The following is a 25,531-nucleotide window of genomic DNA, read 5'->3' as shown; positions in this document are numbered from 1 at the left end:
GCAACTTGATGAGATGCGGAGAGTGGAGTTGCGGGTGGTCAGCGTAGAGAGATTTCGCGCGATATCTATGACTTGGCGAAGACAGAAAGACCCGGCGATGTTCCGCCGGGTCTTTGAACATGAGCACGAGGTTAGTGCTTGTCGTCGTGTGACGCCGAGTGCGACTCAGGCCGCGGCGCCGGGCGAGATTGCTGTCGGGGTTGCGGGTTGGGCCGGTACTGCTGCTGTGACCGCGGCTGGTTTTGCGCACGGGGTTGGAACTCGCGCTGCGTGTTGGCGATGGGCCGGTTGGCGTCTAGAGGAGCCTGCCGCGCCGCGAGGTTTCCTGCGACGTGGCCGCGGTTGGCGTTGAAGGCCGCCTGCGGATTGGCTGCCGCGTTCTGGTGAAGCCGAACCTGACCGGGCAGGGCTGCGGTGTGGGTCTCGTGCATGGCGGTGTATTCACCTGGCCGTGGTGCGACCTGGATGCCGCCGCGCCCGCCGTTGTAGCTGATGCGGCTGGCAGGTCGCGGGCCGAAGGTGCGGCCGTTGTAGACCACCGTGCGGTTGTAGACGTGGTCGAAGCCGACGTTACCGCCCACGTGGGTGACTGCGCGGTTATAGACAAAAGCGTTGCCGTGCCAGTAGCCACCGAAGTAACCGGTGCCGATGTATCCGAAGCCGTAGTTCACGCCGCCATAGAAGCCGACGTGGAGGCCCCAGTAGCCGGGATGCCAGCGATAGCGGCCTCCATACCAGCCCCAGTATCCGGGGGTCCAGAGACCGCCGTAGTAGGGAGGAACGACCCAGACGCCGGGAACCCAGTAGTAGCCGCCCGGGCTGTAACCCCAGTAGCCGGGGGTCCACATGTAGTTGTCGCCGGGGGCTTCGGGTTGGTCGTAGTCGGGCAGAGGGGGCGGCGCCTGGTCGGTGGAGACATCGGCGTCGTCGAGCGCCTGCTGGCCGTCGGCGATCTGGTCGTCCGCCTGGGCGGTGTCGGGAGGTGCGTTGTAGGAGTCGTCACCCGGAGCCGCGTTGGCGGGCTGGCCGCTCTGGTCGGGCGCCGGGGCGCTGCGGACGATGGGTGCTGGCGCCTGTTGAGGAACAGGGCCGGGTGCTTGCTGTTGCTGTATGTCGGGCTGGCCTGGTGCGACGGTCTGCTGGGCGGCTGCGGCGTCGGCTGGGGCCATGTTGGCGAGCGCGGGGTCAGGGCCGTCGTCGGCTGGCGGTTGCTGGGTTTGGGCGCAGGCCAAAGCGGCGCCGAGGCCGAGTGCTATGGCCAGGGCAGCGAGGCGGAGAAGGTTGCGATTTGCGGACTGGGTCGTCATCGTCATCACTCTATCTTGAGAACCCCTGCCGGAGAGAAAGTTTCGTCTGCTGCAGAGGTGGCTTTCTTTGGATACTGGCCGAGGTGGCGCGAATCCAGTATCGAACAAGACGGAGCTGCGATGGGAAAGGTTGTTGATGGCGGAGTAAAATAGCTGACATGACGAGTCTGGAACCGCTGACGACAGGTGGTTTGGCTGCGCGGCCGGTGCGGGCGCCGCGGATGAAGCGGTTTCGGCGTGGACGTCATGACCGCGGGCGCGCCTAGTCCGTATTCTTCCCTTGTGACAACCTGATATCCGTTGAGGCCCGCAGGGCTGCGCTTACAGACGCAGCCTGAAGGCCGGGCCTCGTTGAAGATGACCCAGCTCGATACGAGCGATTCTCTGGAGATGACGATATGTCGAACACGCACCCGAACAGCTTCCACGCCGCCGCCACGCTGAAGAGCGGCGACCAGACGGTGAACTACTACAACCTGAATGCGCTGAAGGGGAACTTGGCGCGGCTGCCGTATTCATTGCGGATTTTGCTGGAGAACCTGCTGCGGCACGAGGACGGCAAGACGGTGACGGCGGAGGATATCACGTTCCTGGCGAACTGGGACGCGAAGGCCGAGCCAAGCCGCGAGATCGCGTATATGCCGGCGCGCGTGCTGATGCAGGACTTCACCGGCGTTCCGGCGATCGTCGACCTAGCCGCGATGCGCGATGCGATGAAAGTGCTCGGCGGAGATCCGGAGAAGATCAATCCGCTGCAGCCTGCGGAGCTGGTGATCGACCATTCGGTGCAGGTGGATGAGTACGGTTCTGCGAATGCGTATGACCTTAATGCGGCGTTGGAGTTTACGCGCAATCGCGAGCGCTATGCGTTCCTGAAGTGGGGACAGACGGCGTTCAATAACTTTTCAGCCGTGCCGCCGGGGATGGGTATCTGTCACCAGGTGAACCTGGAGTACCTGGCGCGGGTGTGCTTTACCAAGACGGAGGCGGACGGTTCGGTGACAGCGTATCCGGACACGCTGGTTGGAACGGACAGCCACACGACGATGGTGAATGGGCTGGGCGTACTGGGTTGGGGCGTCGGCGGGATTGAGGCCGAGGCCGCGATGCTGGGGCAACCGGTGAGCATGCTGGTGCCGCAGGTGGTTGGCTTCAAGCTGACGGGCAAGCTGAAGGAAGGGACTACAGCCACAGATCTGGTTCTTACCGTAACTGAGATGCTGCGCAAGCTCGGTGTCGTCGGCAAGTTCGTGGAGTTCTACGGTGAGGGCATCAGCGAGCTGCCGCTGGCGGACCGTGCGACGATCGCCAATATGGCTCCGGAGTATGGGGCAACGTGCGGCATCTTCCCGGTGGATGCGGAGACGCTGAAGTACCTGCGGCTGACGGGTCGCAGCGAGGAGCAGATTGCGCTGGTGGAGGCGTACTACAAGGCGCAGGGGCTGTTTCATACGGCGGAGGCGGTTGAGGCTGAGTACTCGGCGGCACTGAGCCTGGACCTGAGCACGGTGGAGCCGAGCGTAGCGGGGCCGAAGCGTCCGCAGGACCGTGTGCTGCTGTCGGAGACGCCGGCGAGCTTTGCCAGGAAGCTGCCTGAGCTGCAAGGGCCGAACGCCAACAAGAGCGTGGTGCGGCAGATGGTGCGCTGGGAGGGTGAAGGTGGTCACGCCTCCGCGAATGGAAACCTGGCGAGCAGCGAAGGTGCTGCTGTTGCGGTTGCTGAACCTCACTCGGTGGAGGAGCGGTTCCATGTGAACCCGGACAAGTATCTGACCGACGGCTCGATCGTCATCGCGGCGATTACGAGCTGTACGAACACGAGCAATCCTTACGTGATGGTTGCGGCGGGTCTGCTGGCGAAGAAGGCGGTGGAGAAGGGCCTGACGACGCCTCCTTGGGTGAAGACCTCGCTTGCACCGGGATCGCGCGTGGTGACTGACTACTACAACCGCGCGGGGCTGACGAAGTACCTGGATGCGTTGCGGTTCCAGACGGTTGGTTATGGCTGCACGACGTGCATTGGCAACAGCGGGCCGCTGCCGACGGATGTGTCGAAGTCGATTGAGGCGCATGGGCTGGTTGCGGTGTCGGTGCTCTCCGGCAACAGGAACTTCGAGGGGCGCATTTCGCCGGAGGTCCGTGCGAACTACCTGATGTCGCCGCCGCTGGTGGTGGCCTATGCGCTGGCCGGGCATATTGAGCATGACTTCGCCAAGGATGCGATTGGCAAGGGCAAGGACGGGCAGCCGGTGTACCTGAAGGACATCTGGCCGACACAGCAGGAGGTTGCGGATACCGTCGCGAGCTGCATCGACTCGACGATGTTCCGGACGCAGTATGCGACTGTGAGCGACGGCGATACGAACTGGCAGCACCTGAAGTTCCCGAGCGGCGAGGTGTATGGCTGGGAGCCGGACTCGACGTACATCCGGAAGGCGCCTTACTTCGACGGTATGCCTGCAACTCCAGCGGAAGTGAACGACATTAGCGGCGCTCGCGTGCTGGCGGTGCTGGGTGACTCGGTGACGACGGACCACATCTCGCCGGCTGGGTCGATCAAGCTGAATGGGCCTGCTGGCAAGTACCTGACGGACCATGGCGTGAAGCCGAGCGACTTCAACTCATATGGAAGCCGCCGCGGCAACCATGAGGTGATGGTGCGTGGCACGTTTGCCAATGTGCGGCTGCGGAACAAGCTGGCTCCGGGCACGGAGGGCGGTGTGACGCGGCTGCTGCCTGAGGGTGAGGGCATGTCGATCTATGACGCTTCGGTAAAGTATGCCGAGCGCGGCGTGCCGCTGGCGATCCTGGCGGGCAAGGAGTACGGTTCGGGCTCGTCGCGCGACTGGGCGGCGAAGGGGCCTCGGCTGCTGGGCATCCGGTTCGTGATCGCCGAGAGCTATGAGCGCATCCATCGCTCGAACCTTGTCGGGATGGGGATTCTGCCGCTGCAGTTCAAGGCGGGCGAGAGTGTCGAGTCGCTGGGGTTGACCGGCGAGGAGACGTTCACGCTGGGTTCCAAGCCGGGCGATCTGAAGGCGATGCTCGATGGCAAGTTTGCCGGTGGCAAGGAGCTGGCTGTGATTGCTACGGATGCTGCTGGTAAGACCAAGCAGTTCGCTGCTGTGGTGCGGATCGATACGCCGCAGGAGATCCTGTACTACCAGCATGGCGGGATTCTGCAGTATGTGCTGCGGCAGCTGGCGGGCAAGGCGTAGCGCGGCTGATCTGTGAGTGCAAGGCGCGGAGAGAGTTCTCTTCGCGCCTTTGCTTTGGGGGCGTGATACCCCACCCCTGGCACCCTAACGAACAGGTGCGGCTCGTTAGGGACCCCACCCCTCCCCCTGGGTACTTTTTGATCTAAAATCCGGAGCGGAAAAGGGTTAGGGGTGGACTTGTGAAGGTCTGATCCTTGCCTTGAGCGGTGTGGTTGTCAGTAATTTCGGTGGAGACTGGCCTGGGCCAGAAGGGTAGGAGAGCCCGGTTGCCCGCGCTATTTCCTGCTGCTTCTATTGTACGTGGCGTGTCAAGGGGGTATGCGTCGTTCGGACAAGAAGCGATCCCGCCAAGAGCGCGAAGTGAGCAAAGTTTTTTGTGGCAACTTGTAAAAGTTCTTGTGAGGGTTGGCAGTTCTGGTGGCGACCCAACGGTGCTGGGTTGTGACGTAGCATGGAAGACGATGAGTGTTGCGACGGAAAAGACGATGTATCTGCCGGAGATCATGTCGCATACGCGGCGGGTTGTGGCGGAGCGGAAGGCGGATGTGGATGTCCGCGTGCTGGAACGGGCGGCTGCGGCGCATGAGCCTCGCGGGTTTGCGCGGGCGCTGAAGGCGAAGGCCGCGAGCGAGGGCGTTGCTGTAATTGCCGAGTTGAAGAAGGCGTCGCCTTCGAAGGGGTTGATACGAGCGGACTTCGATGCTGCGATGCTGGCTCCGATGATGGAGGCGGGCGGCGCGGCAGTGTTGAGCGTGCTGACGGACGAGAAGTTCTTTCAGGGGTCGCTGGAGAACCTGCGGCGGGCGTCGGGTGCGGTGCAGATTCCTTGCTTGAGAAAAGACTTTATGGTGGACAGCTTCCAGGTGTTGGAGGCGCGGGCGAATGGGGCCGATGCGATCCTGTTGATTGTGGCGGCATTGACCGACGCCGAGCTGCGGACGCTGCGTGCTGCGGCCCGCGGGTATGGGTTGGATGTGCTGTGCGAGGTGCATGACGCGGAGGAGCTGGACCGTGCGCTGGCGCTGGATTGCGAGTGTGTTGGCGTGAACAGCCGCGATTTGAAGACGTTTGAGGTGTCGCTGGACCGGGCGTGCGAGCTGGCGGCGCGGCTGCCGCAGAGCGCGGTGCGGGTGGCGGAGAGCGGTATCCATACGGCGGCGGACATGGTGCGGCTGCGCGCGGCTGGGTATGAGGCGTTTCTGATTGGCGAGTCGTTGATGCGGAAGGAGCATCCTGGGGCTGCATTGGCGCATCTGCTGGAGAGTGTTCGCGGGAGTTAGCCATGTGGACGAAGATCTGCGCCAATACGAACGTTGACGATGCGCGGCTGGCGGCGAAGCTGGGCGCGGACGCGGTAGGGTTCGTGTTTGCGCCGAGCAAGCGGCAGGTGACTCCGGATGAGGCTGCGGAGATGGTGGCGCGGCTGCCGGCGGGCGTGGAGAAGGTCGGGGTGTTTGCGACCGATGACCCGTACAAGGTGCAGCACGGCGTGGATGTGGCCGGGCTGACGGCGGTGCAGCTGCATGGGGCGTATCGCGCGGAGATGGTGCAGCACTTGGTGGAGGAGTGCGGCGACGGGCTGAAGATCATCCAGACGATGGCGTATGAGCTGGACCCGGTGGACAGGCAGGACCATGACGCGCGGTTCGAGGGCGCGCTGCGGCTGGTGTTTGGAGACAAGCGGGTATGGGCGGTGCTGCTGGATGCGAAAAAGGCAGGCGCGAGCGGCGGGCTGGGCTTGAGTTTCGACTGGGAGCGGGTAGGGAAGATTGTGCGGCGGACCCGGATGGCGTTTGGCGATGATGCGCCGAAGGTGATCCTGGCCGGTGGGCTGCGGGCGGAGAACGTGGCCGAGGCGATTGCGGCGGTCGAGCCGTGGGGGGTGGATGTCGCGAGCGGCGTGGAGGCCGAGCCGGGGAAGAAAGATCCGGCGAGGCTGAAGGCGTTTCTTGAGACGTCCAAGGGGAACGGCGCGGCGTAAAGGGCGCGTTTGTAACGCGGCGTGCGAGGGATGCCCGCTACACTGGATAGCGATGATACGAGCGATCTTTATCCGCCACGGGCAGAGCACCGCGAATATTGGGCTGCCTACGAAGAACTTTGCAGAGGTTCCACTGACAGAGCTGGGATGGGAGCAGGCCAGGACGCTGGCGGCGCGGTGGGAGTTTACGCCGGGGCTGATTGCGGCCTCCCCGTTTTTGCGAACACAGCAGACGGCGCAGCCGACGGTTGCGAGGTTTCCCGATGTGCCGGTGGAGACGTGGCCGGTGTATGAGTTTACGTTCTGGGACCCCGCGCACTGGAGCGGCAGCGAGCCGAAGGACATGATGCACGAGGTGGACCGCTACTGGAATGAAGCGGACCCGGAGGAACGCTTCGGCGGCGGGGCGGAGAGCTTTGGGATGATGCTGGCGCGCGCGGAGGACACATTCAGGCGGCTGGAGGCCGTGCATGCGGAGACGCCGGTGCTGGTGTTCACGCACGGGCACTTTATCCAGTCGCTGCGGCTGACGGCGCTGCATCCGGAGTGGAGCGCGCACGAGAAGATGCGAGGGTTTCGGGCGCTGGATGACAAGCGCTGGGTGCAGAACACCGAGCTTGTGCCCGCGGAGTTCGATGGAACCCGGTGGAAGATGGATTGAGCTGTGCGGGGGAGAATGGATCGAGGTGAGATCGCGATGAGCGCTGCATCGCGAGGACCCTCAAAGTTGTACGTTAGGACGCGTTATGCGTGTGGTGTGCGGAGATCGTCCTGGTGTGTACCTGCTCGGTGTGGTCAACGTGGGCGGTAAGCCTGTGTGCGGTCGTTCTGTATCCGCGTGCGGGCACCGATGTTGGGTGCGCGTACGCTACCGCGGGAGCAGCGAGAACAGCCAGGGCAATCAACATGTTGAGCGGTTTCAGGCTCTTCATTGTGATCCTCCTGTGCTACACCCATAGGACGCCGCAGGGTGGGGAGTGGATTCAAAAGTTGCGAGCGGCCAGGCAACGCTTTATGCGCGGACAGCTAGAGCGTACGCGTGATGGATGGTGATTGTGGCGGCGTTTTCGTGACAGTTCTGTAAGGGTTAACTGTTTGTGTACGCATGTGTCGTGATGGGGCGCCGTGTGGCCGGGGTTGCGGGTTGAGCGCGGCCGGTGTACCGTAGAGGTACGATGAACCGTTCGTTCCCGCGATTTACTCCGTTTTTCCCGTTCCGCTACTGGCCTACCGTAGCGGCGTCGGCGGAGTAGTCTCGAACGGAAAAGCAGCAGGTTTACCGTAAGAGCCTCAAGAATCCCCCCGAGCCGCGACCCGATAAGGTTGCGGCTTTTGTGTTTGTCGAGACAGGAAATAGGAAGTAGCTCAGAGGATAGCGACTATGAGTACAACGGCTTCGATTGTTTCTCCCGCTCCGCTGCCGGCGAGCAGTGTGCCGGGACGTTTTGGCAAGTACGGTGGTCGGTATGTGCCGGAGACGCTGATGGCGGCGTTGCTGGAGCTGGATGCTGCTTACGCGCAGGCACAGGAAGACGCGGCGTTCCATGCAGAGCTGGATGGGCTGCTGAAGGACTATGTGGGGCGGCCGACTCCGCTGTACTTTGCGAAGCGGCTGACCGAGACGCTTGGCGGGGCGAAGATTTATTTGAAGCGCGAGGACCTGCTGCATACGGGCGCGCACAAGATCAATAACGCGCTGGGGCAGGCACTGCTGGCGCGGCGGATGGGGAAGCAGCGGATTATCGCCGAGACCGGCGCGGGGCAGCATGGTGTGGCGACGGCGACGGTGTGCGCGCTGTTCGGCATGGAGTGCGTGGTCTACATGGGCGAGGAGGACATGCGGCGGCAGGAGCTGAATGTGTTCCGGATGCGGCTGCTGGGGGCTGAGGTGCGCGGCGTGGCGAGCGGGTCGGCGACGCTGAAGGATGCGATCAATGAGGCGATGCGCGACTGGGTCACGAATGTTCGGACGACGTTCTACATTCTCGGGAGCGCGCTGGGGTCGCATCCGTATCCGACGATGGTGCGGGACTTTCATCGCGTGATCTCGAAGGAGTCGAAGCGGCAGATTCTGGAGCACGAGGGACGGCTGCCGGATGCGATTGTGGCTTGCGTCGGCGGCGGGTCGAATGCGATTGGCGCGTTCTACGAGTACATTCCGGAGAAGAACGTTGCGCTGATCGGTGTGGAGGCTGGCGGCCGCGGCACAGCGCTGGGTGAGCATGCGGCGCGGTTCCAGAAGATCGGCGGCGGTGTTCCGGGTGTGTTGCAGGGGACGTACAGCTACGTGCTGCAGGACGATGCGGGGCAGGTGGCGACGACGCACTCGGTGAGCGCGGGGCTGGATTATGCGAGCGTGGGGCCGGAGCATGCGATGCTGCATGACTCGGGGCGCGCGACGTATACGAGTGCGACGGATGCGGAGGCTCTGGATGCGGTGCGGGTGCTGTCGCGGACGGAGGGGATTATTCCTGCGCTTGAGTCGGCTCATGCTGTGGCGGAGGCGATCAAGCTGGCTCCGAAGATGGGCAAGGACAAGATTCTGATGGTGAACGTGAGCGGGCGCGGAGACAAGGACATTGGGATTATGACGCGCGAGATGAATTTGAGTGGTGTGGAGGCGAAGGGCTGATGCCGATTACGTTCTCTAACAAACCCGGTCTCGTTATTTACTTCACTGCTGGCGATCCCGATCTTGCGACGACGCGGGAGATGGCGATTGCTGCCATCGATAATGGCGCGGATGTGATTGAGCTGGGAGTGCCGTTTAGCGACCCGCTGGCGGATGGGCCGGTGATTCAGCGGGCATCCGAACGCGCGGTTGCGAAGGGCACGCGGCTGAGTGATGTGCTTGGCATCTGCAAGGAGATTCGCGCGGCGCGGCCGCAGGCGGGGATTATTCTTTTTAGCTACCTCAATCCTGTCGTGCGCTACGGCATGGAGGCGTTTGCGAAGGCTGCGAAGGATGCCGGTGCGGATGGTGTGCTGCTGACCGACATGATCGTCGAGGAGGCGGGTGAGTATCTGCCGCTGATGCAGAAGTATGGGTTGGCGCCGGTGTTTCTGGCGGCTCCGACCTCGCCGGATGCGCGGCTGAAGGCGATTGCGGAGAGTTCGCAGGGGTTTGTGTATGCCATCTCGCGGGTTGGGATTACGGGCACGCAGACGGAGCTGGCTGCCGATGCCGAAGGGCTGGTGCGGCGGCTGAAGCAGTTTACGACGCTGCCGATCGCGCTGGGTTTTGGCGTGTCCACGCCGGAGCATGTGCAGGCCGTGGGCGCGTTTGCGGATGCGGCGGTGGTTGGCAGCGCGATTGTTGGATTGGTCGAAAAGACGGCGGCGGCGGATGCTCCGAAGGCTGTCGGTGAGTTTGTAAAGAGCTTGAAAGGCGCGGAGATTGGCGCATGAGGACGTAGTGAAAGACGTATCATCTTAACGAGTTCAGTAAAGATTCTGTTGGAAGGACAAGGACGCATGGAGATCGCCGACTGGCGCAAGAAGATTGATGAGTTGGACGAACAGATCGTCCGTTTGTTGAGCGAGCGAGCGGCCGCGGCCGTGGCGATTGGGCAGTTGAAGGCCAAGGCCAGCGCACCCATCTATGAACCGCAGCGGGAGCAGAGCGTGTTTGAGCATGTGCGGTCGGTGAACCCAGGGCCGCTTTCGGGAGCGCAGGTGCAGGACGTGTACGAACGGATTATGGATGTGATGCGTTCGCTGCAGAAGCAGTAAGGGATTTGTGGCGCGGACGCGAGAAGCAGGTTCCTCGCTCCGCTCGGAATGGAAAGAAAGAAAAGCAAGTGCAACCGCAAAGACAAGCGGGAAAGATTCGAAAGACCTGAGATAGAAGAGGAACAACGTGATGATCGTCGCAATGCAGGACAAAGCCACCGATGAACAGATACAACATGTGATCGAGCGCATGGTGGAGCTCGGTTTCAACGTCCACCGGACTACAGGTGAGACGCAGACCATTCTCGCGGGCGTCGGTACGCCGGCGCACTTTGAGGTGACGGAGTTTCAGGTGCTGAGTGGCGTGCACCAGGCGTATCGGATTTCGTCGCCGTACAAGCTGGCTGGGCGCGGGTTCCGGCCGGAGGGCACGCGGATCACGTTTCCAAATGGCGTGGTGGTGGGTGGCGAGGAGATCGTCATCATGTCCGGGCCGTGCTCGGTGGAGAGCAAGGATCAGATTCGCCTGAGCGCGCAGCAGGTGGCTGCTGCGGGAGCTCAGTTTTTGCGCGGAGGAGCCTACAAGCCGCGCAGCTCGCCGTATAGCTTCCAGGGCATGGGCGTTGAAGGCCTGAAGATCATGCGCGAGGCCGCGGATGAGCATGGCCTGCTGGTGATTACCGAGGTGATGGAGATCTCGCAGATCGAGACGATGCTGGAGTACATCGACTGCTTCCAGGTGGGCGCGCGCAACATGCAGAACTTCAACTTGCTGCGCGAGCTGGGCCATGTGCGCAAGCCGGTGCTGCTGAAGCGCGGCATCGCGGCGACGATTGAGGAGGTGCTACTGAGCTCGGAGTACATTTTGAGCGGTGGCAACTACGACCTGATGCTGTGCGAGCGCGGTATCAGGACCTACGAGACAGCCACGCGCAACACGATGGACATCTCGGCGATACCGGTGCTGAAGAAGCTGACGCACCTGCCGGTGTTCGGCGATCCTTCGCACGGTGTGGGCATCCGCGAGTTTGTTCCGCCGATGGCGCGCGCTGCGGTGGCCGCGGGTGCGGACGGTCTGTTGATGGAGATGCATCCGAACCCGGACAAGGCGATGAGCGATGGCGCGCAGTCGTTGACGCCGGAGCAGTTGACCAAACTGGTGGAGCAGTTGCGGAAGCTCGCACCTGTGGTCGACCGCACGATTGCACCGGCAGTCGAGAAGGTACATGCGTAAGAGTTCATGGCAGAGATTTCGCGGGTGAGTGTTGTGCAAGGGAGTACGAAGTTGCGCAGGATCGTCGTCAAACTCGGAACGAACGTCATCATGCGGCCGGATGGCAAGGTCGCACTGGGGCTGCTGTGCGGGCTTGTGGAACAGATTGCCTCGCTGCGGACACAGGGCATCGAGGTGCTGATGGTGTCGTCGGGTGCGGTGGGTCTGGGCATGGAGCGGCTGGGGCTGACGCGCAGGCCGACCGTGGTGGCGCAGGTGCAGGCGTGCGCGGCTATCGGGCAGTCGCGGCTGATGGCGCTGTATGACGATGCGTTCGACCGCCTGGGATGCCCGATTGCGCAGGTGCTGCTGACCGAGGACGACTTCCGCGATTCCGACCGTCATGCGAACCTTCGGGCGACGCTGGATGCGCTGCTGACGTTGAGCGTGATTCCGATTGTGAACGAGAACGATACGGTGTCGACAGCGGAGCTGGACAGGCCGGCGGAGCTGCCGCAGCGCGAGCGGATCTTTGGCGACAACGATAAGCTGTCGGCGCTGCTGGCGAAGCATATTGGCGCGGACCTGCTGGTGATGCTGTCGGATGTGGACGGGCTGTTCGACCGCAATCCGAGCGAGCCGAACGCGAAGATGCTGCATGGCGTGGAGGAGATCGACGAACGGATTCTTGCGCTGGCCCAGGGCGGCAACGGGCGCGGGCGCGGCGGGATGATCTCGAAGCTGGAGAGCGCGCGGATCGTCGTGCGTGCGAACAAGCCGGTGATCATCGCGAATGGACGCACGCCGCAGGTGCTGGAGCGAATTGTTGCAGGCGAGACTGTAGGCACGCGGTTTGCGCCTGCTCCGATGCTGCAGGAAGTGCTGCGATGAGTACGGCCGCTGCTCCTGTGCGTGACGATGTGTTAAGCACGCAGGAGATTGCGCAGGCGGCGAAGGCCGCGGCGCGGGTGTTGGCCCCGCTGAATGAGGCTCGACGCAATGCTGCGCTGGAGGCGATGGCGAAGGCGCTGGAAGGCGCGAGCGCAGAGCTATTTGCCGCCAACGCTGAAGACCTGAAGGTTGCGGTGTCGCTGACGGGCGAGGATGCGTTGTCGGCGGCGACGATGGCGCGTCTGAAACTGACTGATAGCAAGCTGCGCGAGATGGTGGAGCAGGTGCGGTCGGTGATGGCGCTGCCTGATCCGCTGGGGCGTGTGCTGGATGCGGTGGAGCTGGATGATCGCGATCCGGAGATATCCAAAACGCAGATTCCCTACGGGAATGACAACAAAAAAACTTCCGGGCTGCACATGGAGAAGATCAGCGTGCCGCTCAGTGTGGTGGCGGTGATCTTTGAAGCGCGGCCGGATGCGGTGACGCAGATTGCGGCGTTGGCGATCAAGAGTGGCAATGCGGTGATCCTGAAGCCGGGGCGCGAGGTGGAGCGTACGGCGATGGCGCTGGTGCGGGTGCTGCGCGAGGCGCTCGCTGCGGAGGGACTTCCTGCGGCTGCGGTGTCGCTGGTGCTGGGGCGCGAGCGTGTGAATGAGCTGTTGGCGATGCACTCGCTGGTGGACATGGTGATTCCGCGCGGGACGAAGAAGCTGGTGGAGTATGTGCAGGCGAACACACGCATCCCGGTGCTGGGTCATGCCGAGGGCGTGTGCCACATCTATGTGGACCGCGCGGCGGATGAAGAGCTGGCGCTGCGCGTGATCGACGATGCGAAGACGGACTATCCGGCGTCGTGCAATGCGGTGGAGACGGTGCTGGTGCATGCGGCTATCGCCGGCGACTTTTTGCCAAAGCTGGCGGAGCGGATGCGAGAGCGTGGCGTGGTGCTACATGGCGATGACGTTGCGCGCGCAATGATGAGTGCGCTGCCGGTGGACGACTGGCATACCGAGTACGGCGAGCTAGAGATGGCGGTGGGTGTGGTGCCGTCGCTCGATGCAGCGATGGAGCATATTCACGAGCATGGCTCGGTGCACACGGAGAGCATCATCACGGAGGACGCCGAGGTCGCGGAGCGGTTTCTGCGGGAGGTGGATGCGGCGAGCGTGATGCACAATGCGTCCACACGATTTGCAGATGGTTTCCGGTATGGGTTTGGGGCCGAGGTTGGGATTTCGACGAGCAAATTTCATGCGCGCGGGCCGGTGGGGCTCGATGGGCTGACGACGTACAAATATGTGGTGCGCGGCGCGGGGCATGTCGCTGGCGACTACCGCGGGGCGCAGGGGCGGGCGTTTACGCACCGGCGCAAGAGCGAGGCGCGGTGACCGAACGTATCGCGATTGTCGGCACGGGGCTGATTGGTGCGTCGATAGGGCTGACGCTGAGGGCGTCGGGGTTTCGGGGCGAGATTGTTGGGTTTGATGTGAACCCGGCGGAGTCCGCGAAGGCGCTGGAGATTGGCGCGATTGATCGCGTGCTGGCGGGCCGTGAAGAGGTGCTAGCGCGCGATGCGGCGGAGATTTATGTGCTTGCGGTGCCGGTGCTGGTGATTCTGGACTGGATGGAGAAGCTGGCGCCGGCCACGCATGCCGGGCAGCTGATTACAGATGTCGGCAGCACGAAGGTGGAGATCTGCGGGCTGGCGGAGACGCTGTTCAATGGGTCGGGGCAGGCGGCGTTTCTGCCGGGGCATCCGATGGCAGGCAAAGAGTCCGGCGGGGCGGCGCTGGCAGATGCGACGTTGTTTCAAGGGGCGACCTGGCTGTTTACGCCGGTGGCCGCAGGGGACACGCCGCTGGCTGAACGGTGGCGGGAGCTGGTGGCGGCGATGGGGGCTGTCATCCGCGACATCGACGAAGTGGAGCATGATGAGGTGTGCGCGTGGGTGAGCCATCTGCCGCAGATGCTCTCGACCGCGCTGGCGGCGCTGCTGCAGGACACGTTCTCGCATGATGCGGAGGGGATGGCCGCGGTGCAGGCGATTGGGGGACGCGGGCTGCGCGAGACGACACGGCTGGGGTCGAGCCCGTACAGCATGTGGCGCGATGTCGCGATGACCAACACGAAGCCGATTGCGGAGACGCTGCTGGCGCTGGAGCAGCGGCTGGCGCATATCCGCGAGAACCTGCGGACGCCGGAGCTGCGCGACGAGTTCGCGACGGCGAACAAGTTTCGGGCGAAGCGGTAAGTAAGCCCTCTGGGGCTAAAGCCCCCTCATCTTGTTACGAGCCTGTGAGACCCGAGCCTAAAGGCTCGGGCTACCGTGAATGGGCTAACTCAAGGATCGGGACTGCCTAAAGGCTTGGGCTACCCAGAAGCGAAAAGGGGAGAGCCGTTGCTGGCTCTCCCCTTTTGGGAATGGCTTGCGGTCAGGCTCAGATGGTGAGGACTTCTTTTTCCTTGGCCTTGAAGAGCTCCTCGATGCGTTTGATCTCGGAGTCGGTGAGTTGCTGGATCTCTTCGTTGGCGCGCTTTTCGTCGTCAGCCGAGATGAGTTTGTCCTTGGCGGCCTTCTTGACCTGTTCGTTGCCGTCGCGGCGGATGTTGCGGATGGAGGTCTTGTGGTCCTCGACGGTGCCGGCGAGCTGCTTGACGGTGTCTTTGCGGCGTTCCTCGGTCATGGGCGGGATGGGGACGCGGATGATTTTGCCGTCGTGCATGGGGTTGAAGCCGTGGCCACTGGTTCGGATGGCCTTCTCGATGGGGGTGACCATAGTCTGTTCCCAAGGCTGGACGAGGATGAGGGTGGCCTCAGGGGCGGTGAGCTGGGCGACCTGAGAAAGAGGCGTCTCGGTACCGTAGTAGTCAACGCGGATGCCGTCGAGCATGTGGACGGAGGCGCGGCCGGTGCGGACGCTGACGAGGTTGGCGCGGAAGTCGTCCACGGTCTTGTTCATGCGCGTCTTGAGGTCTTCGTAGACGCCCGAAAGACCCTCCATTGCTGCCATCACCGATGCCATTGTGTTTCCTTTCACTGGGAGAGACTGTAGTGCCGGCCAAACCTGGCCGCTGACCTGCCAGAGGAGATTTTACAGCGCCGGGAGCCAGCGGCGGAGATTGCAGGGCAGAGAGAGAGGGAGACAGGGCGGCATGTGACGGTGGTTTACGCCGCGCCAGAGCGCAGTGTGCCGCTGATGTATAGACGGGACGCGGCCGGCCCCGGTGATTTTTGAAGGTGAAGAACCCGAATTCCGACATGCCGGCCCTGCGCGCGGGAAAGCAGATGCAGGCCGAAATGGAGCTGTTTCTGAAACAGACCGACCTGGCGATGCTCACCAAGCCCTGCAGACAGCGTTAAATAGCCAAAGTGTTTTCCTGAAGTCGGGGAAGCCTGTGAGGCTTTCCTGTTAGTTGCGGCTGCGCGAAAACGCCTCCTCAGGCGATTCTGCGCGGCGTCCAAACGATCCGGAGGCGGTTTGTCCGGGCCGGGTGTGAAGAAGATAGACGCAGAAAGGGTTGCGAAGGCGGCCGAGGGGTCGCTCAGGTTGCAGCAGGTCGCCTATAATCAAGACTCTCCCTTCGTCAGACGCAGGGCACGAGTTTCAACAGAATCAAAGAGCAGTGAGGGTGTGGTTATCTTTTCCGGAATGCGAGTGAGCGCGAGCTCTTTGAATAGCAAGATTCAGCCCTGCAAGACACAGTCTGTGCCTGCGTGTGCGAGCGACTCCGACAGGCAGCGCCCTGGCCAGCGGGCCGGGCTGCGCCGTATCGGGGTGGGTGCGACTTTGGGCGCGGCGCTGTTGTTCGCGGCCGTCCCGGGATTTTCGACCAGCGTAGAGGCCCAGAGTAGTGCTCCGATCAAGGCCCCGCAGCGGTTTTCAGCCGATCAGGCGCCGCAGCCGCTGTGCCAGCCGCAGGTGATCGGCAACCGTCGTATTCCGAAGGAGTCGATCCTGGCGCGATTGTTCTCGCGGCCGGGCGACCCGTATGACCCGGCGGTGGTAGAGCGGGACTTCAACTCGCTGTGGAACACCGGGTACTTCGACGATGTACGGATCGAGCGGATTGACACGCCGGCGTGCGTGCAGCTGGAGATCTATGTCCGCGAGAAGCCGACGATCCGCGAGATCAACTACAAGGGCCTGAACGCGGTCTCAGTTTCGGACGTGCTGGACCGGTTCAAGAAGGAGAAGGTCGGGCTGACGGTTGAGAGCCAGTACGACCCGACCAAGGTGAAGCGCGCCGAAGTTGTGCTGCAGGAGATGCTCGGCGAGCACGGTCACCAGTTTGCGACGATCAAAACGGAGATCAAGACGATCCCGCCGGCCGCCGTATCGCTGACCTTCAACGTGAAGGAAGGCCCGACCGTGAAGGTGGGCAAGATAGCGTTCGACGGCAACAAGGCGCTGAACCATCGCGAGTTGGTTGAGGCGATGAAGAACCTGAAGCCGATTGGCATTCCGCACTCGATCATTCTGGAGAACATCTTTCCGCGGACGTTCGACGCCAGCAAGCTGGACGAGGACGCCGAGCGTGTGCGCCAGGCGTATCGCGACAAGGGTTACTTCAAGGCCATTACCGGCGAGCCGCAGACCAACGTGCGCAACGCGGGCGGCATCAACCCGCTCACACTGCATCCCTCGACGGGCAAGCGGGTGGATATCCTGATCCCGGTGGAAGAGGGTGAGCGCTACCGGCTGGGCGGCATTACGTTCAGCGGCAACAAGGCCTATAGCAACAGCAAGGCGCTGCGCGCGCAGTTCGCGGTGAAGGACGGTGAGTACTTCAACGCGACGCTGTTCGGCAAAGGGCTGGAAGCTTTGCGCAAAGCGTATGGCGAGGGCGGCTACATCAACATGGTCGGTACGCCGACGCCGCGCGTGGACGAAGCGAAGAAGCTGGTGTACCTGAACGTCGATATCGACGAAGGCAAGCCGTTCTACATCTCGCGCATCGAGTTTACGGGCAACACGATCACCCGCGACAAGGTGATCCGCCGCGAGCTGTTAGTGGAAGAGGGCCAGGTGTATAACAGCCGGCTCGTCGACCTGTCGCTGCTGCGTTTGAACCAGTTGAACTACTTCGACACGCTGAAGAGCGACACCGATGTGGAGACGCGGCAGAACGCGGACAACAACACGGTGGACCTGCTGATCAAGCTGCACGAAAAGGGCAAGAACTCCATCGGCCTGAACGGCGGCATCAGCGGGCTTTCGGGCTCGTTCCTCGGGACGAACTACGAGACGAACAACTTCCTCGGCCTGGGCGAGACGCTGAGTGTGAACGCGAACATCGGCGACCTGTCGCGCAACCTGAGCCTTGGGTTTACGGAGCCGTACCTGCGGAACAAGCCGGTGTCGCTGGGCGTGCAGGTGTTCGATTCGAAGTTCGACTACAACCCGGCGAAGAGCTACGCGATCGCGAACGGGCAGAGCGCGAACCTGACGAACGCGCAGAACTCGCTGCTGAATAACTACAACCAGTCGACGAAGGGCGTGACGCTTTCGACCAGCACGGCGCTGCGGAAGCTGTTCCGGCGTTCGGGCGTGGCGCGCGTGGGTATCTCGTACTCGCTGTCGCGGTCGGGCATTACGACGTTCAACCAGAACACGCTGAATGTCTTCCAGACGCTGGCGTTCCGCTCGGGCGTGGCCGGCCAGGACCAGTTGAACGGCATTGTGACCAGCATGATAACGCCGTCGTTCAGCTTCTCGACGCTGGACCGCGCGGTAGGCCCGCACAACGGCAAGGACTTCAACGTCGCGGTGCAGATTGCGGGCGCGGGCGGCAACACGAAGTACTACGCGCCGTCGGTCAGCTTCCGGCAGTTCTTCCCGATGAAGGGGCTGAAGGTGAGCCGCGAGGGACACAATGTGCTGGGCTATCGCCTGCTGTTCTCCACGATCGGCGGATACGGCGGCGAAGTAGCGCCTCCGTTCGCGCGTATCTACTCGGGCGGCGAGAACGAGGTGCGCGGCTTCGACATCCGTTCGAGCTCGCCGTACACGTTCATTCCGACGAAGGTGAACTTCAACCTGACGAACCCGGACGGCTCGCCGGTGCCGCGCGATCCGACCAACCCGGCGTTGGGCAATGTGACGATCCCGCTGCCGATCTACCGCCTCTCTGCGGTGGGTGGCGACACGAACTTCACGGCCAACCTGGAGTACCGTATCCCGATTGTGAACCAGGTGACGTTCGCACTGTTCACGGACTTCGGCATGGACTTCGACCTGCAGAGCGCGCAGCTGCGGCAGAGCGTGCAGGGCGTTTCGACACTGAACAGCCCGCTGTATGGCTGCCCGACGATCATCAATGGCGCGTGCTTCGGTGGCCAGTCGGTGAAGTTTCCGCTGTACCTGAACACGGTGCCGGGCTCGAACTACGTGCCGCGTATGTCGAACGGCGGTGAGCTGCAGGTGGTTCTGCCCATTGTGAATGCGCCGCTGCGGCTGTACTACGCGTACAACCCGCTGCGTCTGTACAAGAGCCTGCCGCAGCAGCTGGCTCTGCCGATCTACTGCTCGGCCGGCTCGACGGCATGCTTCAGGAACCTGTTCCCCAACAGCGAGGCTGGTTTGTACAGCTTCCAGCAGGCAGTGCAGTTCTATGGTGCGGACTACCTCCTGCGTGAGCCGAGGAAGACGTTCCGCCTGACGGTGAGCACGACGTTCTAGGGCAGACAGTAGTGAATAGACAGTAGTGAATAGTGATGAAGGCCGCCGAGGATATCGGCGGCCTTTGTTTTTCTACCATCTACTCACTACCATCCGTCTCACTGCGCTCTGCTGTTGTTTTCAACCTGAAGCAGAATCTGCTGGACGAAGACTACGTGAATGTGGATGCGTTTGGCGACGTCGGGGAGGAACTCGGCGATGAGGGCGCCTGAGGGGTCTGTGGCGTAGCCCAGCAGGATGCGCTTGGCGGTGGAGGGGCCATTCGAACCGATGCCGGGAACGTAGAGGTTGGAGAGCTCGGCGCTGATGGGGTAGGTGAGCAGGGTGGCGTAGTTGGGCATGAGCGAGCCGTCGTCGTGTTGGCTGACGACGGTGTGCACGAGAGCATGCAGGATGCGGCGGTGGACAGGGCTGCCGGGCATGCGGTGGTAGCGGGGGTCCTCATGCGCGAGGACGGGGATGGCGTAGATGCCGAGGAAGTTTCCCTGCGCGTCGCCGAGGAGGCTGTAGCCGGTGAGCTTGCCGAAGCCCTTGAGTCCCGGGCCGTAGGCGGAGTGCGCGTTGGCGGCGACAAAGATGGCGGAGTACCCGGTGACCGTAATGAGGTTGAAGGGGTCAACCGTGACGCGCCCGGCGAGGACCAGCTTGTCCGTGGGCGTGAGCGGGGTGACGTCGCCGGGGTTGACGATGAGCTGCAACGGGTCTTCCTGGCAGGGGCCGCTCACTTTGGGCCCGTTATGGATGCGCCAGCCCCAGTTGATTCTGTTGCAGGGCGGCAGCCTGGTTGACGCCGAGGCTGCCTGGTCGGCCGCGGCCTGGGCCGGATTTGATTGCCGATTGTTGGAGGGCGTTTGCGGTTGCTGTGCGCCGGCAAAGAGAACCGTGCTGGGGGCGTCGGGCAGGTCCTGAGCCGCCATGTGCGTAGCAAGGGCGAGGCATGCGGCTGCGGCAAGAGGCCGCCAAGGCAAGGTGAATAAGAGCGCCGCGGGGCTGGGAGTCTGTGTTCGTTTGAAAAGTGTGGTTTGGTGTACCGGCATGCTCTGCTTCCGTTCCTGCGCAGTCCCCTACTGCCCCTCAGTATGATGCCGGTGTATGAGCCTTGTAGCGTCTCCGGTGAATTCGCGAAAGGCGAAGCCCAGGGCTGCTCCGCCGATGGAGGCGCCGAAGGTGCTGCTGACATCGTGTAAGTTGTGATTGCTCTCTGGATAATACGCGGCGGTGAGTCCGGCGGCGGACGCATAGCCCAGCAGGAGCGAGCTGTTGAGGCGCTGGTGGCCGTCGTCATCGCGGGTGATGAGCGGACGGGTGATGGCGTAGAGAAGGCGATGAGGGACGCTGTAGCTGTCGCCTTCGCGATAGTAACGGGGGTCCTGGTGCAGCAGGGGTGCAAAGACCATGCCCTGAAATACATCTTGCGAGGTGTCGCGGATGGCGGCGGCACCGATGCGCTGGCCGAACGCGGCGCGGTCCGCGCCATAGTTGGGCTGACCGCGGACGATGTGGGAGTATCCCGCGGCGACCACGAAGCCGATGAAACTGGCGGGTGTGTAGAGATCGTGAGCGGTCTGGTCGATCTTGTCGGCCGCGGTGAGTGGAGGTGCCTGAACTCCATCGGGGATGTACTTTTCGGTGATCGGCGCAACAATGGTTCCGGACTGCCTGACGGCGGCGGAGGGCGCGGGGCCGGTGCTCTGGGCTTCGGCCAGCGAAGGGCGGGGAGCGTCAGGCAGCACGGCCACGGAAGCGTCTTCGGCCGTTTGCGCGAGTGCGGGCGCGGCGAACGCGAGGAGCAGAAGGACGGACAACAAGGTACCTATGGCGGCTGCTAAGTGTTTCGGCGCAGCACAGGTATCTGTTCTCCGGTGCAGTACGGGTAAAGAACTCATCATGCCTTTCTCAGTGCAGGGAATCTTCTTGCCGGCACGTATAAGCTCGCTACGCTGCTCATCTTCCGGGAACTCATCAGTAGTAAAGAGGGACGCTGCCGGGACGCCGGAGGTTGTACAAGATAACAGGAGTATGAACGACAAAGGCTGCGCGCAGGAAAGGGGGGTGTATCGAGTTCGATACGTGCGCGTTGACTCGGGCAGGACGGGAACGAATCATGGAGACTGTGACGGGCCTGGAGAAAACCGAGAGCAGAGGATGTGCCGCTGTACGTGTGACGGCGCTGGCATTGGCGGCTGGAGCGATGCTCGCGACCACCGGGTGCCACCACAACACGAACACGCGGGCGACGTATCAGCCGCCACCCCCGCCGGTGTATGAGCCGGGGCGCACGGACTACTCGCACCCCAAGGCAGCGCCTGGGTTTTATGACAGCACGAGTGTGCGGCCTGTCTATACCGAGACTGGGCTGGCGAGCTGGTATGGGCCGAACTATCACCACCATGCCGCGGCGGACGGAACGACCTATAACCAGAATGGGCTGACAGCGGCGCACCGGACGCTTCCGCTGGGCACGACCGTGCGGGTGACGAACCTGGCCAACGGCGAGCAAGTGTTGGTGCGGATCACGGACCGCGGGCCGTTTGCGCCGGACAGAATTCTCGATCTGTCGAAGGGCGCCGCGGAGGCGATCGGTGGCGTGCGCGCGGGGATCATCAAGGTGAAGATTGAGGCGTTTCCACATGAGAGCCTCGACCCAGCAGGCCGCTGGGCGGTGCAGACCGGGGCCTTCAAGACAGAGCAGGATGCGATGGACCTGAAGAGCGCACTGCTGCAGCGCTATCGCGGCGCGCGGGTGACAGAGTTCGCGGGGCCAACGGGATATTGGGTGCGGATCGATCCGGCTGACCATGCGAGGATGCAGGCTGAGGCCGTGGTGGATTGGATCGGAAAACCGTTTCCGTATGCGCTGCCGTATTTGGTGAGGATTGATTGAGGCCAGAGGAGTAGAAAGGTAAATTCTCACTCTCTACTCCTCTACTGCTTTGTTTCCGGCGGCGGGTAGTACGGCAGCTTCTGCTGCTCTTCGTTGGCACGTTTCACACCGATGTCTTCGAAGAGGACTTCAGGGGCGATGGTGGACTCTGGGACTGGCGCGGCGGTCTGGGCGACATAGTCCCTGCCGCCGGCGGCGAGGATGCCGCTGCGGATGGCGCGCTGATCGAGCTCGTCGAAGAGTGCGCCACGAACCAGCGTGCGCTTGCCGTCGGGTGAGACGCGATAGAGCAGGCGCGGTGTCAGCTCACCGCCGAGGGTTTCTACTTCGTACACGTCTCGGCCCTGCTGCTTTGCGATGGCGAGAAGCTTGGCATGCAGAGCGGCATCCGTAAGCGGTGCGAGCGGCTTGATGAGGATGACGCCAGCCTTGGAGCGCGCCCCTTGCCCAAGCGCAGCGCGACCGTGGCCGTTGGAGGCGGGGAAGTCCTTCACGGGCTCGCGGCCGATGAGGTAGTTGACGAGCTTGCCGTGGTCCACGATGGTGACGGGAGCGACCGGGACGCCTTCGTCATCCACCTTGTAGGAACCAAAGAGCGCGTGGCCTTCGAAGGACTTCATCGTGGGGTCGTCGATGACGGTGAGGAACGCGGGCAGCACGGGTGTGCGGTAGCTGGATTGATACGCTCCCTGCGTGCGCGCGGCGGTACCGATGTCGGGGCGGTCGGCCTCGACGTTGGGGACGAAGAGGTGGTTGAAGACATCGGCAGCGGCGTCGCCGGAGAATAGAACCGGACCGTGATAATCCTCCGCGCCGACGATGGGCGCGTCGCAGAGCGCGTGGAAGCTGAGCAGGTTGGTGAGGGTGCGCTTGTGGAGTGCGGCTGCGTCCTCAAGGCCTGCGGCGGTGGTGGCCGTGGAGCCGTTGGCTCGCGCGAGCTCCATGCCATCGGAGGCCTGGCCTGCGATGGAGATGGAGTCGGAGTACTCGGCGTAGCCGTGGCGCATGACCGTGCCGTCGGTGGAGACGGTGTAGCGGTTGATGACGACCGCGGTGACGTTGGCGGTGGAGCCCTGAACCGTGTTGGCGAAGGAGCGCGTCTCGGGCGAGGAGGCGAAGAGTCCGCTGGCATCCACGATGCGGCGCTTCCACTCATCGCGGTCGATGTCGAGTGTGAGGACGGGCTCAATCTCGGTGACGGGTTTGGCGGGCGTAAAGTCGCTGGCGGTGGGCGGCGTTTGGAACTGCTTGAGCGTGGCCTGCTTGGCGGCGTAGGCGCGCAGGGCGTTCTTGTAGGCCTCGTCGGTTGCGGTCCAGAGTGCGTACTTGAGCGCGGCGGGATCGTTGTCTTCCGGCGCGAGCTGCAGGGTGCCTTCGCCACGCGCGGAGCTGGAGTCAGAGGTATAGTCGCCGACGCGGACCTCGACTCGGACGACACGCTGGTGGTTGGCGTTATCGCTGGTGAGCGCGCCGTAGTTGGCGACAGCCTCCCATGATGCGATGTCTTCGAGCCGGTACTGCATGTAGTACGGCCGCTGCAGGCCGGGCAGCACGAGCTTCGCCTGCTCGCGGGTGAGCTCCTGCTGCATCGCGAGCAGCAGCGGGTCGGTGACTTTAGTGGTGGCGGCGATGGCAGCAGTGTCGGGTTTAGCATCGGCGACCTGCGCGAGTGCGGGAGCTGCGGTGAAGCCGAGGATGAGCAGTGTAGAGAGGATTTTCATTAGCGGCCTCCCTTCGGTGTTGCTGTTGCGGCGGGTGTGTCATCCAGCGGTGGTGGCTCGACGATGGGTGGACGCGATGTGCCCTGCGCCTGGCGCTGCGTTTCGATCTCGCTGACGAGCATGGCAGGAGCGATGGCGCTGACGGGGACGGAGCCGCTCTCTGCGCCGCAGATGCCGTTGAAGATGTCGGGGTGATCGTCCGTCGCCAGGATGCGGTTGAGCGCGGCCTGGGGTGTGCCGACGATGCTGACGCCGCGTACAAGCTCGTCGGGGCGGCCATCGACGAAGACACGGTAGACGACCAGAGGGATGACCTGGAAGGCCTGCGGCGAGCGGCGCGTGGTGACGGCGAAGCCCGAGCTGATGTCCTCGAAGAACAGGCCGTAGGTCTTGCCCTGCTTCTTCGCTTCGGACTTCAGCATCTCGCGCAGCGCGGCGTCGCTGACGGTCTTGTCGGAGGTGACGATGAGGTTGCCCTGGCGGCCGGTGGGCATCTTGCCTGTCTCGGCGCGGCCGTGGCCGTTGGAGCTGGAGAAGCCGGCGACGGGCAGCCGCGACATGAGGAAGGTCTTCAGCACGCCGTCGTCGACGAGGTTTACCTTGCGCGCGGGCTCGCCTTCGTCGTCGAAGAGATAGTGGCCGCTGAGCGGATGGCCGTCGAAGGTGGCGAGGGTGGGGTCGTCCGCAACGGAGAGGAAGCTGGGCAGAATGGACTTGCCCATCAGCTTGGTGAAGGTCTGGCCTTCGTCGTCGCCGCGCTGGCGCTGGCCTTCGAGGCGATGTCCGAGGACCTCATGGAAGAAGACCGCGGCCGCACGGCCGGAGAGGATGGCGGGGCCGTTGTAGGGCTCGGTAATGGGGGCAGTGCGGAGGGCGTCGAGGTTCTTCGCAAGGGCCTCAGTCTTCGCGAGCACCTCGCTTTGCGGCGGCAGATTGCCGGTGGCGTCGGCCTCGAAGGTCTCGTCGCGGAAGAGGTCCATGCCGTCGGCGGCGCGGGTGCGCGCCACGATGACAAGGCGCGCGACCTGGTTGGGCGACTGCACCTTGGAGCCTTCGCTGGAGATGTACGTGTTGGTCTGGTGCGTGGCCTGCAGCGAGACCATGTCGTAGTAGATCTTCGGGTACCTGCGGAAGATGCCACTGATCTCGCGCAGGCGCGACTCCCATGCAGTGCGGTCGACGTTGAGCGGCGTGGCCGGCGGCAGGAGGTCGTTGCTGGGTTTCTCGGCGGAGAAGTCGGGCGAGGCGTCCTCTTCCTTGGCGCGGACCTGCTGCTCGGTCTTCACTTTTTCGAGGGCGTCGAGCGCGCGGCCGTAGCCCTGGTTGGTCGCGTACCAGAGCGTGCGTTCAATGGCCATGCGGTCGTCGGCGAGCGGCAGCGGATAGGTGGTGAGCGCGCTGTTGCGGTGCGTGTCGTGCGTGTTGTCGAGCGACGGTGTGCCGATGCGTACCTGCACGTCCGCGGTACGCGAGTGTCGCGCGGCCGAGGAAGTGATGGCGCCGTACTGCGCGGTGATAACGACGCTCTCGGCGTCGGCGACGGAGTAGCTGAGGAAGTAGGGCTTCTGCGGTGCGTCCTTGCCGGGACGCGCGGGCGTGTTGCCGAGCTCGGTCAATGCGCGGTGCAGCTCAGCTTCCATCGCCTGCACGAGGACGGGATCGCTTGAGGAAGCCGTGTTGGCGGCAGGCTGTTGCTGCGCTGCGAAGGCTGGGCCGGCGAGCGTCAGCAGAAGAGCGAGAGGAGTGAGCTTGCTGAAAGACGACGTGCGGCTAAGACGAGGGAGAATATCGAAAGATCGGGGAAAAACCAAGTTGTGCCCACTTCCATGCGCGGGATGTCTGTGACACTGAGTGTACCGAAAGCCGCTGCCTGCGGGTAATCAGGGCCGCCAGGCGGCGGAAATCGTAGGGACGGCAAGAAAGCGCTTGCCGGTGCGGGTTGGGTGGTGCAGACTCAAAAG

General features: G+C 63.2%; 21 protein-coding genes. 14 read left to right on the top strand and 7 right to left on the bottom strand.

The window, feature by feature from the left end; genetic code table 11:
• Nucleotides 1–131: 131 nt before the first annotated feature.
• The gene (locus GOB94_RS16835) at nt 132–1,313 is read right to left on the bottom strand and encodes a hypothetical protein (protein ID WP_255484342.1); all 1,182 of its coding nucleotides are present in this window, start codon (nt 1,311–1,313) and stop codon (nt 132–134) included.
• A 392-nt stretch (nt 1,314–1,705) separates the two neighbouring features.
• On the opposite strand from GOB94_RS16835, the gene acnA reads away from it, so the two are divergent.
• The 4 genes from acnA (at nt 1,706) to GOB94_RS07505 (ending at nt 7,167) form a co-directional block, all read left to right on the top strand.
• The gene (gene acnA, locus GOB94_RS07520; protein ID WP_182278210.1) at nt 1,706–4,525 is read left to right on the top strand and encodes an aconitate hydratase AcnA; all 2,820 of its coding nucleotides are present in this window, start codon (nt 1,706–1,708) and stop codon (nt 4,523–4,525) included.
• Between the two features lie 461 nt (nt 4,526–4,986).
• Nucleotides 4,987–5,805 carry an indole-3-glycerol phosphate synthase TrpC gene (gene trpC, locus GOB94_RS07515; RefSeq protein WP_182278209.1) on the top strand — a complete coding sequence of 273 codons (819 nt, stop codon included), beginning with the start codon at nt 4,987–4,989 and terminating at the stop codon, nt 5,803–5,805.
• A gap of 2 nt (nt 5,806–5,807) precedes the next feature.
• Entirely contained in the window at nt 5,808–6,506 is a 699-nt protein-coding gene (locus GOB94_RS07510) for a phosphoribosylanthranilate isomerase (RefSeq protein ID WP_182278208.1), read from the top strand.
• A 52-nt stretch (nt 6,507–6,558) separates the two neighbouring features.
• Complete coding sequence (locus tag GOB94_RS07505; RefSeq protein ID WP_182278207.1) at nt 6,559–7,167, top strand: histidine phosphatase family protein; 609 nt, start codon at nt 6,559–6,561, stop codon at nt 7,165–7,167.
• A gap of 73 nt (nt 7,168–7,240) precedes the next feature.
• Here the strand turns inward: GOB94_RS07505 and GOB94_RS07500 are convergent, their stop codons facing one another.
• Nucleotides 7,241–7,438, bottom strand: coding sequence for a hypothetical protein (locus tag GOB94_RS07500; RefSeq protein ID WP_182278206.1), 198 nt, complete (start codon nt 7,436–7,438; stop codon nt 7,241–7,243).
• Nucleotides 7,439–7,887: 449 nt separating this feature from the next.
• On the opposite strand from GOB94_RS07500, the gene trpB reads away from it, so the two are divergent.
• The 7 genes from trpB to GOB94_RS07465 all read left to right on the top strand — a co-directional run bounded on the left by trpB (nt 7,888) and on the right by GOB94_RS07465 (nt 14,536).
• Entirely contained in the window at nt 7,888–9,138 is a 1,251-nt protein-coding gene (gene trpB, locus GOB94_RS07495; protein WP_182278205.1) for a tryptophan synthase subunit beta, read from the top strand.
• Nucleotides 9,138–9,914 (top strand): tryptophan synthase subunit alpha, encoded by a 777-nt coding sequence (gene trpA / locus GOB94_RS07490; protein ID WP_182278204.1) that lies wholly within the window; start codon nt 9,138–9,140, stop codon nt 9,912–9,914. Before trpB ends, trpA begins: the two co-directional genes overlap by 1 nt.
• Before the next feature lie 66 nt (nt 9,915–9,980).
• The gene (gene pheA / locus GOB94_RS07485; protein ID WP_182278203.1) at nt 9,981–10,238 is read left to right on the top strand and encodes a chorismate mutase; all 258 of its coding nucleotides are present in this window, start codon (nt 9,981–9,983) and stop codon (nt 10,236–10,238) included.
• 130 nt (nt 10,239–10,368) lie between these two features.
• Nucleotides 10,369–11,412, top strand: coding sequence for a 3-deoxy-7-phosphoheptulonate synthase (gene aroF / locus GOB94_RS07480; protein WP_182278202.1), 1,044 nt, complete (start codon nt 10,369–10,371; stop codon nt 11,410–11,412).
• Nucleotides 11,413–11,418: 6 nt separating this feature from the next.
• Nucleotides 11,419–12,282 (top strand): glutamate 5-kinase, encoded by an 864-nt coding sequence (gene proB / locus GOB94_RS07475; RefSeq protein WP_255484341.1) that lies wholly within the window; start codon nt 11,419–11,421, stop codon nt 12,280–12,282.
• The gene (locus GOB94_RS07470) at nt 12,279–13,673 is read left to right on the top strand and encodes a glutamate-5-semialdehyde dehydrogenase (RefSeq protein WP_182278201.1); all 1,395 of its coding nucleotides are present in this window, start codon (nt 12,279–12,281) and stop codon (nt 13,671–13,673) included. The genes proB and GOB94_RS07470 overlap by 4 nt, the downstream gene beginning before the upstream one ends.
• The gene (locus GOB94_RS07465; protein ID WP_182278200.1) at nt 13,670–14,536 is read left to right on the top strand and encodes a prephenate dehydrogenase; all 867 of its coding nucleotides are present in this window, start codon (nt 13,670–13,672) and stop codon (nt 14,534–14,536) included. The genes GOB94_RS07470 and GOB94_RS07465 overlap by 4 nt, the downstream gene beginning before the upstream one ends.
• 187 nt (nt 14,537–14,723) lie before the next feature.
• On the opposite strand, the gene frr is transcribed toward GOB94_RS07465, so the two are convergent.
• A complete protein-coding gene (gene frr, locus GOB94_RS07460; protein WP_182278199.1) occupies nt 14,724–15,308 on the bottom strand; it encodes a ribosome recycling factor in 585 nt (194 codons plus the stop codon).
• Between the two features lie 209 nt (nt 15,309–15,517).
• Between frr and GOB94_RS16830 the strand changes: the two genes are divergently transcribed.
• Nucleotides 15,518–15,646 carry a hypothetical protein gene (locus GOB94_RS16830; protein ID WP_255484339.1) on the top strand — a complete coding sequence of 43 codons (129 nt, stop codon included), beginning with the start codon at nt 15,518–15,520 and terminating at the stop codon, nt 15,644–15,646.
• A gap of 289 nt (nt 15,647–15,935) precedes the next feature.
• Nucleotides 15,936–18,965 carry an outer membrane protein assembly factor BamA gene (bamA, locus tag GOB94_RS07455; RefSeq protein ID WP_182278499.1) on the top strand — a complete coding sequence of 1,010 codons (3,030 nt, stop codon included), beginning with the start codon at nt 15,936–15,938 and terminating at the stop codon, nt 18,963–18,965.
• Nucleotides 18,966–19,063: 98 nt separating this feature from the next.
• On the opposite strand, the gene GOB94_RS07450 is transcribed toward bamA, so the two are convergent.
• Both GOB94_RS07450 and GOB94_RS07445 read right to left on the bottom strand, forming a co-directional pair.
• Nucleotides 19,064–19,882 carry a hypothetical protein gene (locus GOB94_RS07450; protein ID WP_182278198.1) on the bottom strand — a complete coding sequence of 273 codons (819 nt, stop codon included), beginning with the start codon at nt 19,880–19,882 and terminating at the stop codon, nt 19,064–19,066.
• A 147-nt stretch (nt 19,883–20,029) separates the two neighbouring features.
• The gene (locus GOB94_RS07445; protein WP_182278197.1) at nt 20,030–20,770 is read right to left on the bottom strand and encodes a hypothetical protein; all 741 of its coding nucleotides are present in this window, start codon (nt 20,768–20,770) and stop codon (nt 20,030–20,032) included.
• Nucleotides 20,771–21,069: 299 nt separating this feature from the next.
• On the opposite strand from GOB94_RS07445, the gene GOB94_RS07440 reads away from it, so the two are divergent.
• A complete protein-coding gene (locus GOB94_RS07440; protein ID WP_182278196.1) occupies nt 21,070–21,849 on the top strand; it encodes a septal ring lytic transglycosylase RlpA family protein in 780 nt (259 codons plus the stop codon).
• Between the two features lie 41 nt (nt 21,850–21,890).
• Here GOB94_RS07440 and GOB94_RS07435 read toward each other — a convergent pair whose 3' ends face one another.
• A complete protein-coding gene (locus GOB94_RS07435) occupies nt 21,891–23,570 on the bottom strand; it encodes a metallopeptidase TldD-related protein (protein WP_182278195.1) in 1,680 nt (559 codons plus the stop codon).
• Nucleotides 23,570–25,381 (bottom strand): metallopeptidase TldD-related protein, encoded by a 1,812-nt coding sequence (locus GOB94_RS07430; RefSeq protein WP_255484337.1) that lies wholly within the window; start codon nt 25,379–25,381, stop codon nt 23,570–23,572. The genes GOB94_RS07435 and GOB94_RS07430 overlap by 1 nt, the downstream gene beginning before the upstream one ends.
• Nucleotides 25,382–25,531: the final 150 nt, after the last annotated feature.

Origin of the sequence: Granulicella sp. 5B5, from assembly GCF_014083945.1 — a bacterium.
Classification (GTDB): domain Bacteria; phylum Acidobacteriota; class Terriglobia; order Terriglobales; family Acidobacteriaceae; genus Granulicella.
The sequence above is the reverse complement of the archived record's forward strand: the minus strand, read 5'-3'. Positions and strand labels throughout refer to the sequence as shown.

Bases quoted from the DNA above. Each gene is read 5' to 3' on its own strand.
- GOB94_RS07440 (WP_182278196.1), top strand. From the start codon at position 21,070: ATGGAGACTGTGACGGGCCTGGAGAAAACCGAGAGCAGAGGATGTGCC.
- frr (WP_182278199.1), bottom strand. From the start codon at position 15,308: ATGGCATCGGTGATGGCAGCAATGGAGGGTCTTTCGGGCGTCTACGAA.
- GOB94_RS07450 (WP_182278198.1), bottom strand. From the start codon at position 19,882: ATGGCGGCTCAGGACCTGCCCGACGCCCCCAGCACGGTTCTCTTTGCC.
- aroF (WP_182278202.1), top strand. From the start codon at position 10,369: ATGATCGTCGCAATGCAGGACAAAGCCACCGATGAACAGATACAACAT.
- trpB (WP_182278205.1), top strand. From the start codon at position 7,888: ATGAGTACAACGGCTTCGATTGTTTCTCCCGCTCCGCTGCCGGCGAGC.
- proB (WP_255484341.1), top strand. From the start codon at position 11,419: ATGGCAGAGATTTCGCGGGTGAGTGTTGTGCAAGGGAGTACGAAGTTG.
- GOB94_RS07505 (WP_182278207.1), top strand. From the start codon at position 6,559: ATGATACGAGCGATCTTTATCCGCCACGGGCAGAGCACCGCGAATATT.
- acnA (WP_182278210.1), top strand. From the start codon at position 1,706: ATGTCGAACACGCACCCGAACAGCTTCCACGCCGCCGCCACGCTGAAG.
- pheA (WP_182278203.1), top strand. From the start codon at position 9,981: ATGGAGATCGCCGACTGGCGCAAGAAGATTGATGAGTTGGACGAACAG.
- GOB94_RS16835 (WP_255484342.1), bottom strand. From the start codon at position 1,313: ATGACGATGACGACCCAGTCCGCAAATCGCAACCTTCTCCGCCTCGCT.
- GOB94_RS07500 (WP_182278206.1), bottom strand. From the start codon at position 7,438: ATGAAGAGCCTGAAACCGCTCAACATGTTGATTGCCCTGGCTGTTCTC.
- trpC (WP_182278209.1), top strand. From the start codon at position 4,987: ATGAGTGTTGCGACGGAAAAGACGATGTATCTGCCGGAGATCATGTCG.
- bamA (WP_182278499.1), top strand. From the start codon at position 15,936: ATGCGAGTGAGCGCGAGCTCTTTGAATAGCAAGATTCAGCCCTGCAAG.
- GOB94_RS07435 (WP_182278195.1), bottom strand. From the start codon at position 23,570: ATGAAAATCCTCTCTACACTGCTCATCCTCGGCTTCACCGCAGCTCCC.
- GOB94_RS07470 (WP_182278201.1), top strand. From the start codon at position 12,279: ATGAGTACGGCCGCTGCTCCTGTGCGTGACGATGTGTTAAGCACGCAG.
- GOB94_RS07510 (WP_182278208.1), top strand. From the start codon at position 5,808: ATGTGGACGAAGATCTGCGCCAATACGAACGTTGACGATGCGCGGCTG.
- trpA (WP_182278204.1), top strand. From the start codon at position 9,138: ATGCCGATTACGTTCTCTAACAAACCCGGTCTCGTTATTTACTTCACT.